12 protein-coding genes are annotated in these 12,806 nt (G+C 70.8%); 10 read left to right on the forward strand and 2 right to left on the reverse strand.

Features of this window, described 5'->3' with window-relative positions:
* Positions 1-288, forward strand: a 288-nt coding sequence (locus AC3XYG_RS13930) for a hypothetical protein (RefSeq protein WP_489140438.1), incomplete at its 5' end; no start/stop codon positions are given.
* Positions 289-307: 19 nt separating this feature from the next.
* Here the strand turns inward: AC3XYG_RS13930 and AC3XYG_RS13935 are convergent.
* Positions 308-1,048: an MJ0042-type zinc finger domain-containing protein gene (locus AC3XYG_RS13935; RefSeq protein ID WP_489140439.1), complete on the reverse strand. Its 741-nt coding sequence runs from the start codon at positions 1,046-1,048 to the stop codon at positions 308-310.
* Between the two features lie 232 nt (positions 1,049-1,280).
* On the opposite strand from AC3XYG_RS13935, the gene AC3XYG_RS13940 reads away from it, so the two are divergent.
* Genes AC3XYG_RS13940 through AC3XYG_RS13950 form a run of 3 tightly spaced genes read left to right on the forward strand, consistent with a single transcriptional unit; the run spans position 1,281 to position 4,284 of the window.
* Positions 1,281-1,916 carry a YdcF family protein gene (locus tag AC3XYG_RS13940; protein WP_489140440.1) on the forward strand — a complete coding sequence of 212 codons (636 nt, stop codon included), beginning with the start codon at positions 1,281-1,283 and terminating at the stop codon, positions 1,914-1,916.
* A gap of 8 nt (positions 1,917-1,924) precedes the next feature.
* Positions 1,925-2,698: a lysophospholipid acyltransferase family protein gene (locus AC3XYG_RS13945; protein WP_489140441.1), complete on the forward strand. Its 774-nt coding sequence runs from the start codon at positions 1,925-1,927 to the stop codon at positions 2,696-2,698.
* Between the two features lie 23 nt (positions 2,699-2,721).
* Positions 2,722-4,284: a hypothetical protein gene (locus tag AC3XYG_RS13950; RefSeq protein WP_489140442.1), complete on the forward strand. Its 1,563-nt coding sequence runs from the start codon at positions 2,722-2,724 to the stop codon at positions 4,282-4,284.
* A 9-nt stretch (positions 4,285-4,293) separates the two neighbouring features.
* Here the strand turns inward: AC3XYG_RS13950 and AC3XYG_RS13955 are convergent, their stop codons facing one another.
* Entirely contained in the window at positions 4,294-4,959 is a 666-nt protein-coding gene (locus AC3XYG_RS13955) for a sigma factor (protein ID WP_489140443.1), read from the reverse strand.
* A gap of 173 nt (positions 4,960-5,132) precedes the next feature.
* Between AC3XYG_RS13955 and AC3XYG_RS13960 the strand changes: the two genes are divergently transcribed.
* The 6 genes from AC3XYG_RS13960 to AC3XYG_RS13985 form a co-directional block, all read left to right on the forward strand.
* Complete coding sequence (locus tag AC3XYG_RS13960; RefSeq protein ID WP_489140444.1) at positions 5,133-5,456, forward strand: hypothetical protein; 324 nt, start codon at positions 5,133-5,135, stop codon at positions 5,454-5,456.
* A 281-nt stretch (positions 5,457-5,737) separates the two neighbouring features.
* On the forward strand, positions 5,738-7,090 hold the full coding sequence (locus AC3XYG_RS13965) for an MFS transporter (RefSeq protein WP_489140445.1): 1,353 nt from the start codon (positions 5,738-5,740) through the stop codon (positions 7,088-7,090).
* Between the two features lie 98 nt (positions 7,091-7,188).
* Complete coding sequence (locus tag AC3XYG_RS13970; RefSeq protein ID WP_489140446.1) at positions 7,189-7,860, forward strand: cache domain-containing protein; 672 nt, start codon at positions 7,189-7,191, stop codon at positions 7,858-7,860.
* Between the two features lie 135 nt (positions 7,861-7,995).
* Positions 7,996-9,054 (forward strand): sensor histidine kinase, encoded by a 1,059-nt coding sequence (locus AC3XYG_RS13975; protein ID WP_489140447.1) that lies wholly within the window; start codon positions 7,996-7,998, stop codon positions 9,052-9,054.
* Positions 9,051-10,421: a sigma-54-dependent transcriptional regulator gene (locus tag AC3XYG_RS13980; RefSeq protein ID WP_489140448.1), complete on the forward strand. Its 1,371-nt coding sequence runs from the start codon at positions 9,051-9,053 to the stop codon at positions 10,419-10,421. The genes AC3XYG_RS13975 and AC3XYG_RS13980 overlap by 4 nt, the downstream gene beginning before the upstream one ends.
* A gap of 77 nt (positions 10,422-10,498) precedes the next feature.
* Positions 10,499-12,806, forward strand: a 2,308-nt coding sequence (locus AC3XYG_RS13985; protein ID WP_489140449.1) for a ribonucleotide reductase barrel domain-containing protein, incomplete at its 3' end; no start/stop codon positions are given.

A 12,806-nucleotide genomic window follows, 5' to 3' on the forward strand; every position in this document is an offset into this window, starting at 1 on the left:
CCGGATCCGGCCGTTGCGGACCGTATCCGCCAGCTCTCCGGTGACGACACGTGCAACAGTGCCATCGCCGGCACGCTGACGGCCTATCACGTTCCGCCGGGCCAGATCATGTCGGTGAACCGGGTCGTCCCGGTGGTGGGGAACCACTCGTTCTATGAACGGAACGGGGCCCAGGCGTGGTTCAACTTGGCGAACCACGGCGGCAGCATCGTGGTCACCTATTCGCCGCTGACCTGCTCGATCAGCACGGTCACCACGCGCGACGGGGCCGTGCTGCCGGCTACCTGAACGGCGCGGACGTCGTGCCTCAGGGCGCGGTGGCGGTCTGCGTGCCGATTTCCAGCTGGGTGGCGGCGTCGGGTTTGGTCTCGATCGTCGCCACCACGTCGATCGACTGGTCCGGCGCCAGGGCCGGTGTGGCGACGGTCAGCGGCGTGCGCGCCACCACGGCGCGGCTGCCGTCCAGCAGCCGGACCTCGATCGGCGGTACCGGCCGCGTCACCAGCGCCCGGTTCTCGACCCGGCCGGTGATCACCACCTGCTCCAGCCCGCTGCTGGCGATGCGCCGGACCTGCAGCTCCTGCAGCACCAGCCCGTCGCCCAGCGCGCCGGTCTCGACCGGCTGCGCCACCGGCACGCCGATGGTGTCGTACAGCCTGGCCGCCGGCGGCCAGAACCGGACGATGGTGTCGCGGGCGAAATAGCCGACTCCCGCCAGCCCGCCGATCAGCAGCACGGCCAGCGCCACGCCGACGGCGGGGCCGTCACGGCGGCGTTGCTGGATCACCACCGGCAGGTTGGTGATGTGGCCGGCGGCCGACGGGAAGGGGGCGGTCTGCACCGCGGCCGGCGCCACCAGCACCGCCTGCGGCTCCGGCGCGGATGTGATTGGGGCTGCGGCTGTGGCCGCTGCCGGTGACGTCGCTTCGATCGCCGATTCCCGCCACAGATGGCCGCAACGGGCACATTTGACGCGCCGGCCGTCACGGCCGATCGCCGCCGGGTCGACGAGGTAACGGGTCGTGCAGCTGGGGCAGGTGACGATCATGGCCGCGTTATCGCATGCCGATCCGCCGCTGCCTATATCATCCGAGGCAATTTTGTGAATGGCACGAAGGGTTTGGAGGGATGGTCCCGAACGATATGTCGGGCTATGACGGCCGGTGATGGCGATCACTTCACCCGGGTCATGACGCGGCCGCATAATCTTGCCAGGATCTGCCCCTTCCTGTCCCGGCGCCGTGACTCCCGGCCACGGCGCAACAGCAGCGTTTGTCCTTATGTCGTCCTTCGCCGATTCGCCCCCCGAACCTGTCCCGCAGCCGCGGCGCTGGCGCCGCCGGCTGCGGCGCGGGGTGCTGGTGCTGGCCGTCCTGGCCGGCGCCTGGGCGATCGGCCTGGCCTGGTTCGTGTCCCAGGCCGGCCGCAACGGCGAATCGGACCCTGATCATACCGACGCCATCGTGGTGCTGACCGGCGGCAGCGAAAGGCTGCGCGCCGGCTTCGACCTGCTGGCACAGGGGGCGGCCGAACGGCTGCTGGTTAGCGGCGTGCACCGGGACGTGACCTTGAACCAGCTGTTCGCCCTGGGGCCGACCGATGATTCGCTGCGCTGCTGCGTCGATCTCGGCTACGTCGCTGATGATACCATCGGCAACGCGCGGGAGGCGGCGGCCTGGATGCAGGCGCATGGCTTCCACAGCCTGCGGCTGGTCACCTCGAACTACCACATGCCGCGCAGCATGCTGGAATTCCGCGCAGCGATGCCCGGGATCGAGATCCGGCGCCAGCCGGTCGACCCCGAGACGGTGCATCTCGACCGCTGGTGGGCCTGGCCCGGTACGGCGCGGCTGATCGTCTCCGAATACAACAAATTCCTGGTTGCGCTGGCGCGCGTCACCCTCGGCAGGATATAGCGAAAGCCATGACGATCCTGCGCTCCGCCCTCTTCAACCTGCTGTTCTTCGGCTGGACGACGCTGTGCTGCTTCGCGCTGCTGCCGGCGCTGTTCCTGCCGCATCGTACGCTGATGGCCTGGATCTTCGTCTGGCTGCGCGTCGTGCACTGGCTGGAGAAGACGGTGCTCGGCATCGACTACCGCGTGGTCGGGCGCGAGAACCTGCCCGCCGGCGCCTGCATCGTCGCCGCCAAGCACCAGTCGGCCTGGGAAACGCTGAAGCTGCACCTGCTGCTGGGCGACCCGGCGATCGTGCTGAAGGCGGAACTGCTGAAGGTGCCGGTCTGGGGCCGCTACCTCGTGCGCACCGGCATGATCCCGGTCGACCGCGGCGCCGGCAGCCGCGCGGTCCGCGGCATGATCGACCACGGCAAGCTCCGCGTCGCCGAAGGCCGGCCGATCGCGATCTTCCCGCAGGGCACCCGCACCGCGCCCGGCACCTGGCGGCCGTACCGCATCGGCGTCGGCGCGCTGTATGAGGGCCTGGGCGTGCCGGTCGTGCCGATGGCGCTGAACTCGGGCGTGTTCTGGGGTCGTCGCGCCTTCCGCAAGCGGCCGGGCACGATCACGGTCGAATTCCTGCCGCCGATCCCGCCCGGGCTGCCGCGCGAGGAGATGATGCGGCGCCTGGAGGACGAGCTGGAGACGGCGTCGGAGCGGCTGTCGGTCGCCGCCGGCGGGCCCCCGACTCAACGACCGCCGACGGTGCGGCCCACCCAGACCGCCACGACCACGGCCTGACCGCCGACCACACAGGGGGGCGCTTGCGCCGCGTCTCGCCGCTTCTCCTCCTCCTCGCCATCGCCGGCCTGTCACTGCTGGGCACGGCGCTGATCCTGCGCCTGCCGGGCGCGGCGGATCTGATGGGCAATGCCGATGTGCTGTACCTGCCGGCGCTGTTCGACGATTTGCATCGCGGCCTGGATGCGCTGCGCGGCTGGCATCTGACTCCCAGCCCCTATGTCTTCCCGGACATGCTGGTCTATGGGCTGGCCGATCTGGCGGCGGGCGATTTCCGCCAAGCCCTGGCGCTGAACGCGGCGTTGCAGCTCGCGCTGTACCTGCTGCTCGGGGCCGCGGTGCATCATTCGGCTGGTGGCCGATCGCCGCCTGCGGCGGTGGCGGTGCTGGCGCTACTGCTGGCCGTGCTGTTCGGCTTCGGCTGGGGCGTCGCCGGCGTCTATGCGCTCTCTTGGCTGGTCTATCCCGCCGTCACCACCTTCCATTTCGGCGCGATCCTGGTGGCGGCGGCGGTGCTGGCACTGCTGCTGCGCCAGCTCGACCGGCCCGGCGCCTGGCCGCTCGCCGGGATGGCCGTGCTGATCCTGGCCGGGGTGCTGTCGGACAGCTTCGTCCTGCCCTATGCCGCGGCGCCCGCTTTGGCGCTGGCGCTGCTCAGCGCCCTGACGCCGCGGACCCGCCGCGCGGCCGTGGCGGCCGCCGTCGTGGTCGGTGGTGCGGCGCTGGCTGCGTTTCTGCTGCAAGGCTGGATCAACCCGTTGAACGGGATCTATCGCCGGCAGCTCGACCTCGGCATCGGCTACGGCCTGTCCCGCCTCGGCGGCGTGCTGTGGCGGGCGGATGCGGCGGAGCTGGCGGTCAATCTCGGCGTCGTGGCCTTCGCCCTGCTGCCGGTGATCCGTGCCGTCCTCGTGCTACGCCGCCTGGCCGGCGGTGCCAGGGAGATCGCGCCGGCCGACCGGATCGCGGTGTTCGTCGCCGCCTCGTCGCTGGCCACCCTGGCGGCGGTGATGCTGTTCGGCATCTTCCGGGACGAGGCGTTCCTGCGCTATTTCCAGCCCTGGCTGTTCCTGACGGCGCTGTGGCTGAATCATCGTGCCGCCGCGCGGCTGAGGTCGTGGCGCCGGGCCAAGCCGGCTGGGGCGGTGGCGGCCGTGCTGCTGGCGATCGCTGCCGGGCTGTGGGCCCGTCCCGATCAGCTCGCTGCGCGCTTCGACCCGCCGGCGGCGCTGGCCTGCTTCGACCGGTCCGGCCCGGTCGCCGGCCTGGCCGGCTATTGGGGAGCCAAGCCGCTGGTGCTGCATTCCGGCCGCCGGATCCAGGTCGTCCAGGTGGCGCGCGACGGCGCCCCGTATCACTGGATCGTCAACCAGGATTGGGGCGGTCGCGACTGGGCCGGCGGCGACGGCGCGCCCGCCTTCTCCTTCATCCTGATGCAGGGGCTGAACGCCCGCGCGATCATCGCCCGCTACGGCATGCCCGACCGGGTCGATCCTTGCGCCGGCACGGTGCTGTGGCGCTATGACGACCCCGACCGCCTGCGCCGGCCGCTGGCCGCGGCCCGGCCGGTGACTTTGCCGGATTAGGGCCGGGCGTCACAGCCGGGTGACCGCCAAGCCGTCCATGACATGGGGGGCATAGCGGAAGTCGCGGATGGTGACGATCCGCCCGGCCGCCCAGGTCAGCAGCACGATGTAGGCAACGGCACCCGTGGGATCATCGGGGTCGCCGACCAGCAGGGCCGGCCGGCCCTCGGCCAGGCCCGGCACCAGCCACCAGTCCGAGCGACCGTCATAGCGGCCGAAATAGGCCGAGACGTCGCGGCGTCCCGCCAGGCGGGTGCGGTTCACCAGGTCCAGCCGCACATCCTCGGCCAGCAGGTCGCGCAGGGCGTCGAAATCGCGCGCGTTGAACCGGTCGGCATAGGCGCGCAGCCGGTCGCGCTCCGCCCCGGCCAGCGGCGGTGGCCGGTCGTCAGGCAGATCGGCCAGATCCTTCATCCGGGATCCTGGGCGTCGGCGGCGGCGCAGGGCGTCCAGGGCGGCGTTGTGGGCGATGCGGAACAGCCAGCCTTCCGGCCGCTCGATGGTGCCGGCGGCGGGGTAGGCCTCGGCCGCCTTGGCCAGGGCCTCCTGCACCACGTCCTCGCCCTCGATCGCCGACCCGACCATGCGGGCGCAGTAGCGATGCAGGCGCGGCCGCAGCTCCGCCATCAACCGGGGTAGCCCGCCCGGCTCCAGGCCATGGTGCATGGTGTCCATCGTCGTCCTTCCGTCCCCGCCGCACGGCGCAGCCTCAGCCCAAGGACGTCCGGCGGCCGGCGAAAGGAGACGCCGCCCGGAAAATATTTCGGCGGCGCATCCTTTCCGGCCGGGCCGCCGTCCTTGTCCCTGCCGGTGCGCATCGGGCGCGCCGCAGGCAAAGGACGACGACGATGCAGAGACTCACATTGGTGCGCTACACGGCCAAGCCGGACCGCGCGGCGGAAAACGAGGCCTTGATCCGGGCGGTGTTCGCCGAGCTGCGGGCGACAGTGCCGGACCACATCGCCTATGCGGCGTTCCGGGACGGGGACGAGTTCACCCACCTGTTCGTCAACACGGCGACGGCCGAATCCGAGTCGCTGACCGAACTGCCGAGCTTCAAGGCCTTCGGCCGTGTCGTCAGCGAACGCTGCATCGCCCCGCCGGAGATCACCCGCCTCACCCTTGATCTGGTCGACAGCTACGGCCTGGCCCGGGCGATGGCGCCGGCCTGAGCGCGTGGCCCCGAGGGAGTAGCGGTCCCGGCCGCTTCACCCTCGGCCTGCGCGAGGCCGTCTATGCCGGGTCGGCAGCCAACTGTCGCATCGGCAAGAATCCGCTGATGGCCGGTGAGGGTAGCAGCGGATCTTCGCCCCGCCGGCCTGGCCTTCCAGCCCAGGATCGGCCGGCCGCCTCGCTTTTTGGCGGCCGGCCGACTTGGCATCAGACTTGCAATCCTCCCCGCCGGGCTGCCCGCAGCAGCCGTCAAGAACACTCGTACAGGGGGAGATCGCCTATGGAAGACGCCGTCTCGGATGCCGGCATCCGCCGGTTCCGCCGCAATGCCGTCGCGTCGCAGCCGGTCGGCACGCGCCAGCGGATCGTGTCGATCTTCGGCGGCTCGGTCGGCAACCTGGTCGAATGGTACGACTGGTATATCTACGCCGCCTTCTCGCTGTACTTCGCCAAGGCGTTCTTCCCGGCCGGCGACACCACGGCGCAGCTGCTGAACACGGCCGGGGTGTTCGCCCTGGGCTTCCTGATGCGGCCGGTCGGCGGCTGGGTGATGGGCGTCTATGCCGACCGCTACGGCCGTAAGGCAGCCCTGACCCTGTCGGTCACGGTGATGTGCCTGGGGTCGCTGATCATCGCCCTGACGCCGAGCTACGGCGCCATCGGTGTCGCCGCGCCGATCCTGCTGGTGCTGGCCCGGCTGCTGCAGGGCCTCAGCGTCGGCGGCGAATACGGCGCCAGCGCCACCTATCTGTCGGAGATGGCGACGCAGAAGCACCGCGGCTTCTATTCCAGCTTCCAATACGTGACGCTGATCATGGGCCAGCTGCTGGCCCTGGCCGTGCTGATCGTGCTGCAATTCGCGCTGCTGACGGCGGACCAGCTGGAGGCCTGGGGCTGGCGCATCCCGTTCTTCATCGGCGCGATTTGCGCCGTGGTGGCGATGTATCTGCGCCGCAACCTGGTGGAGACCGAGGCCTACACCAAGGCCAAGCGCACGCCGCGGACGGAAAGCCTGATGCGGCAGCTGCTGCGCCACCCGCGCGAGATCCTGATCGTGGTCGGGCTGACCATGGGCGGCACCGTCGCCTTCTACACCTACACCACCTACATGCAGAAATTCCTGGTCAACACCGTCAAGCTCAGCAAGACGGATTCCAGCCTGGTGTCGGCGGCGGCGCTGTTCCTGTTCATGATGCTGCAGCCCCTGGCCGGCGCCCTGTCCGACCGGATCGGCCGCCGGCCGCTGCTGATCGCCTTCGGCGTGCTGGGCACCCTGTGCACCGTGCCGATCCTGTCGACGCTGGAGGTGACGCAGAACCCCTATGGCGCCTTCGCCCTGATCGTCGCGGCGCTGGTGATCGTGTCGGGCTACACCTCGATCAACGCGGTGGTGAAGGCCGAGCTGTTCCCGACCGAGGTGCGGGCGCTCGGTGTCGGCCTGCCCTATGCCCTGACGGTGTCGATCTTCGGCGGCACCGCCGAATACATCGCGCTGTGGTTCAAGGATCTCGGGCATGAGAGTTGGTATTACTGGTACGTGACCGGCTGCATCCTGTGTTCGCTACTGGTCTATGCCTTCATGCGCGACACCCGCTCGGCCTCCAAGATCGACGCGGGATCGGAACCGTCGTAGCGTGCCGGCCCCGTCGTCTCCGAGGCGGCGGGGCCCAAACATTCCTAGGAGGATACGGCCAGCCCGGCGGGTTGGCCGACAAGAAACCCAGCACAGCCATGCGCCCGCCCCGCCCCAAGGCCAGAACCGGCCGGATCCTGCTCTGCACTGCCGCCGGCGTGGCGGCGGTCGGGATGTCGCTTGCGGTGCATTGGCTGGTGCTGCGGTCGGGCATCTCAGCGCTGGAGAGCCAGTCACGCGAGCGGCTGACCCTGGCCGCCGCCAGCGTCGAGGCGGCGATCGGCCGCTTCCGCTACCTGCCGATGGTGATCGCGCAGACGCCGCAGGTCCGGGCGTTGTACCGGGCGGAATCAGGGCCACTGCCCGCCGCGCTCGACATCGCCGACCGCCATCTCCAGTCGATCTCGGATGCCGCCGGGGCCGCAGCCCTGTATGTGCTCGACCGGGGCGGCACCGCCATCGCCGCCAGCAACTGGAACACGCCCGGCAGCTTCGTCGGCCATGGCTATGCCTACCGGCCCTATTACCAGGAGGCGATGGCCCGGACCGAGGGCAGCTTCTACGGCATTGGCGCCACCACCGGGCTGCCCGGCTATTTCCTGTCGACCCGGATCGACATCCCCGGCACGGACGGCCAGCCGGACGCGGTCGGCGTCGCCGTGGTCAAGGTCGACCTGACCCCGCTGGAACGCGAATGGGCGGGGGCGGAGGCCACGCTCGGCATCGCCGATGCCGACGGCATCCTGTTCCTGGCGGCCCGGCCGGGCTAGCGCTACCGGCCGCTGTTCGCGCTCGATAACCGGGCCCAGGCGGCGATCCTGGCCGAGCGGCGCTATGCCAACCTGCCCTCCGTCACCCGGCCGATCTTCCGCAGCCGGGCCAAGGGTGAGGCGCCGGGCCCGGCCGTGCGGCTGCTCGATGGCGGTCCGTCGGGCTCGGCCGACCTCCTGCTCTTCACCGTGCCGCTGCCGGACCATGGCTGGTCGCTGATCGCGGTGGCCGACCCTGCCACGGCTGAGTTCAACGCCATGGTCGCTGCCGCCGCCACCGGCCTGGCCGCGATCGTGCTGCTGCTGTCCGCCGTGCTGTGGCGCGCCCGCCGCCGCGCCCGGTTGGCGGAGCGCCGGGCCAAGGACGAGCTGGAGCACCGGGTGGCGGAGCGGACGGCGGCGCTGACCACCGCCAACCGCCGCCTCGAGGACGAGATCGACGAGCGGCGCCGGGCCGAGGCCGAATTGCACCGCACCCGCGATGAGCTGGTCCAGGCGGCGAAGCTCGCCGCCCTCGGCCAGGCCTTCGCCGGGCTGGCGCATGAGATCAACCAGCCGCTCGCGGCGCTGAAGACCTACCTCGCCAGCACTCGCCTCTTGTCCGGCCGGGGCGAGACCCAGCAGGTGGCCTCGAATATCGAGGTGATGACCGAGGTGGTCGACCGCGTCGCCGGGCTGACCGGGCAGCTCAAGCGCCTGGCCCGCCGCGACGGGCACGAGGCCGCGCCGGTCGACCTGGCCGCGGCGCTCGATTCGGTGCTCCGCCTGCTGGCCTTCCGCCTGTCCGATCTCGGCATCGCCGTCGACCGCGCCGGTGACGCCCCGGTCATGGTGATGGGCGAGGCCGGGCGGCTCGACCAGGTGGTGATGAACCTGGTCGTCATTGCCATCGACGCGGTGCTGGAATCGGAGACGCGGCGCATCCGGGCCGTGGTCCTGCGGCACGGCACCATGGCCCGGCTGATCGTCGAAGAATCCGGGCCGGGCATCGACCCGGCCATCCGCGACCGGCTGTTCGAACCGTTCGTGACCACCAAGCAGGCGGGGGAAGGGCTTGGCCTCGGCCTGGCCACGGTGTACCGGATCGTGCGCGATCACGGTGGCACCATCATCCACCGCCCCTCCGACCTCGGCGGCGTCGCCTTCGTGGTCGAGCTTCCCCTGGCCGCATCCGAGAGGGCCGTCGCCGAATGACCGACATGCCATCGCACCGTACCCTAATCGTCGAGGACGATGCTGCCGTCGCCGGGTCGATCGAGCAGTGGCTCGGCCTTTGCGGCTTCACCGTCCGGTCCGCGCGCTCTGCCGCCGAAGCCCGGCGCCAGATCGACGGCTTCGATCCCGACGTGGTCCTGACCGATGTGAAGATGCCGGGCGAAAGCGGCCTGGATCTGCTGCGCAGCCTCACGGCCGACCGGCCGAACCTGCCGGTGGTGCTGCTGACCGGCCATGGCGACGTGCCGATGGCGGTGGCGGCGCTGCAGGCCGGCGCCTTCGACTTCATGACCAAGCCGTATGAGCCGGACCATCTCGCCGCCATCCTGCGCAACGCCGCCGGGCAGCACCGGCTGCGCCGCCGGGTCGGCGACCTCGAGAGCCGGCTGGACGATGCGTTGGCCGGGGTGCTGCTGGGCAGCGCCCCGCCGATGCACCGGCTACGCCGCCTGATCGCCGAGCTGGCGCCGCTGCCGGTCGACGTCGTGGTGCGCGGCGAGACCGGCAGCGGCAAGGAGGTGGTGGCCCGCGCGCTGCATGAGTCCGGCCCGCGCCGCGACCGGCCCTTCGTCGCAATCAACTGTGCGGCGATCCCGGCGGAGATGATCGAGAGCGAGTTGTTCGGCCACGAGGCCGGCGCCTTCACCGGCGCCCGCGTACCCCGGATCGGCAAGTTCGAGCATGCCGATGGCGGCACCATCCTGCTCGACGAGGTCGAGAGCATGCCGCTGCCGGCCCAGGCCAAGCTGCTGAGCGTGCTGCAGGAGCGGGTGGTGGAGCGGCTGGGGTCCAATCGGCTGATCCCGATCGACATCCGGGTGGTGGCCGCGACCAAATCGGACCTCCGGGCCGCCGTCGCCGACGGGGCCTTTCGCGAGGATCTGTTCTTCCGCCTGGCGGGGGTGGAGATCGAGATCCCGCCGCTGCGCGACCGCGGCGAGGATGTGGTGCTGCTGTTCAGCCGCTTCGCCCGGGCCGCGGCGGACCGGCTGGGCCTGCCGCCGCGCGCGCTGTCGCCGGACCAGATCACGGCGCTGCTCGGCCATGGCTGGCCGGGCAATGTCCGTGAGCTGAAGGCGGCGGCGGAGCGCTTCGCCATGGGGCTGGCCGGGGCGGTCGGCCGCGAGATCCTGCGGCCGCCGGTCACCGCGCCGGCCGTCCTGGCGGCCGGCGGCTTGGCGGAACGGGTCGCCGCCTATGAGCGCAGCCTGATCCTGGCGGCGCTGCGCGAGGCCGAAGGATCGGTGGCGCGGGCGCTGGAGATCCTCGACCTGCCGCGGCGCACCCTGAACGAGAAGATGGCCCGCCACGGCATCGACCGGGCGCGCCTCGACGAGGTGGGGTAGAGCCCACGATCCCTGGTTGACCCGCACGCGGCGCACCCCCATCCTTTGGGGGTGAGCCGTTCTGCGGGAGGTCCGACGTGGCCGAGCCGGGCGATATCGCGGCCCAGATCTGGGACATGAAATACCGGCTGAAGCAGCCGGACGGCACGCCCGTCGACCTGACGGTCGAGGACAGCTGGCGCCGTGTCGCTGCGGCCGTGGCCGCTGCCGAATCGGACCCGGCGCTGTGGACCGGCCGCTTCCTCGACATCCTGCGCGGCCATCGCTACCTGCCCGCCGGGCGCATCCTCGCCGGCTCCGGCACCGGCCGCGACGTCACCCTGTTCAATTGCTTCGTCATGGGCACGGTGCCCGACAGCATGTCGGGCATCTTCGCCCATCTGCGCGAGGCGGCGCTGACGTTGCAGCAGGGCGGCGGCATCGGCTACGATTTCTCCACCATCCGGCCGAAGGGCGCGCCGGTCGCCGGCGTCGCCGCCGACGCCTCCGGCCCGCTGTCCTTCATGGATGTCTGGGACGCGATGTGCCGCACCATCATGTCGGCCGGCTCCCGCCGCGGCGCGATGATGGCGACGCTGCGCTGCGACCACCCCGACATCGTCGATTTCGTCGAGGCCAAGCGCACCCCCGGCCGTCTCCGCATGTTCAACCTGTCGGTCCTGGCCACCGACCCCTTCATGGCGGCGGTCGAGGCCGACGCGCCCTGGGATTTGGTGTTCGGCGGCCGCGTCTTCCGCACCCTGCCGGCGCGCGAGCTGTGGGACCGGATCATGCGCTCGACCTATGATGCGGCCGAGCCGGGCGTGATCTTCATCGACCGCATCAACGCCCGGAACAACCTTGCCTATTGCGAGACGATCCAGAGCACCAATCCCTGCGTCACGGCAGACACCTGGGTCCAGACCTTGAATGGCCCGCGCCTGGTCGGGGATCTGGTGGGGCGGCCCTTCACCGCCATGATCGACGGGCAGCCGGCGCCCTCCGGGCCGGACGGCTTCTTTGCGACCGGCCGCAAGCCGGTGCTGCGGCTGGAGACGGCGGAAGGCCATGTCCTCAAGCTCACGGCGGACCATCCGGTCCTGGTCGCGACTGCGGTGTCCCGTTTCCGGATCGAGACGCAATGGCGCAAGGTCGGTGAGCTGAAAGCCGGCGACCGCGTTCGACTGCACGATCATGGCGATGCCGTCGCCTGGTCGGGCTTCGGCTCGGACGGCGAAGGCTATCTGATCGGGCTGCTGATCGGCGACGGCACACTGAAGGCCGACAAGGCCGTGCTCTCGGCCTGGCCAGGGGAAGCCACGGTCAACGGCGCCGATCTTTGTCCCGGCGTCGCCGGGGTGATGGCGACCGCCCTGTCGGCCGCCCGGTCTCTGGCGCACCGGGCCGATTTCGCCGGCTGGATGCGGGTGCCAGGACGGGGGGAATATCGGCTGAGTCTGGGGTCCCTGCGGACCCTGGCATTGTCACTCGGGTTGGCGCCTGGCCGGAAAACCATCACGCCGGCCATCGAGCAGTCGTCCTCGGCCTTCGCCATCGGCCTGCTGCGCGGGTTGTTCGACGCTGACGGCTCGGTCCAGGGCGCCCAGGACAAGGGCGTCAGCATCCGGTTGGCGCAGAGCGACCTTGCCCTGCTGCGCGCGGTCCAGCGCATGCTGCTGCGGCTGGGCATCGCCGCGACGATCTATGCGGAGCGGCGGCCGGCCGGCGCCCGCCTCCTTCCGGACGGCAAGGGCGGCCGGCGGTCCGATGATTGCGCTGCCGACCACGAACTCGTCATCGCCGGGGCCAGCATCGCCCGTTTTGCGGCGCGGATCGGGTTCGCCGATACCGCCAAGCGGACACGGCTCGAACGGACATTGAGCGGATATCGCCAGGCGCTCAACCGCGAGCGGTTCCTGGCCACGATCACGGGCCTGGCACCGGACGGCGAAGAGGATGTCTACGACGTCCAGATCCCGGGCCCGAACGCCTTCGACGGCAACGGCCTCGTCCTGCACAATTGTGGCGAACAGCCACTTCCGCCCTATGGGGCCTGCCTGCTCGGTTCCATCAACCTGGCGACACTGGTGCGCGATCCGTTCACGCCGCAGGCGCGGTTCGACCATGACACGCTGGCCGAGACCGTGCCGGTCGCCATCCGGCTGATGGACGATGTCGTCGACGTCTCGCGCTTTCCGCTGCCGGAACAGGCGGCCGAGGCCACGGCCAAGCGGCGCATCGGCCTCGGCGTCACTGGCTTGGCCGATGCCTTCCTGATGATGGGGGTGCGCTACGGATCGCCCCAATCGGCCGCGCTGGTCGAGGACTGGCTGGGCGCGATCAAGCGCCATTCCTATCGCGCCTCGGCGGAGATCGCGGCGGAGAAGGGGGCGTTTCCGCTGTTCG

The organism is Inquilinus sp. (genome assembly GCF_057815775.1).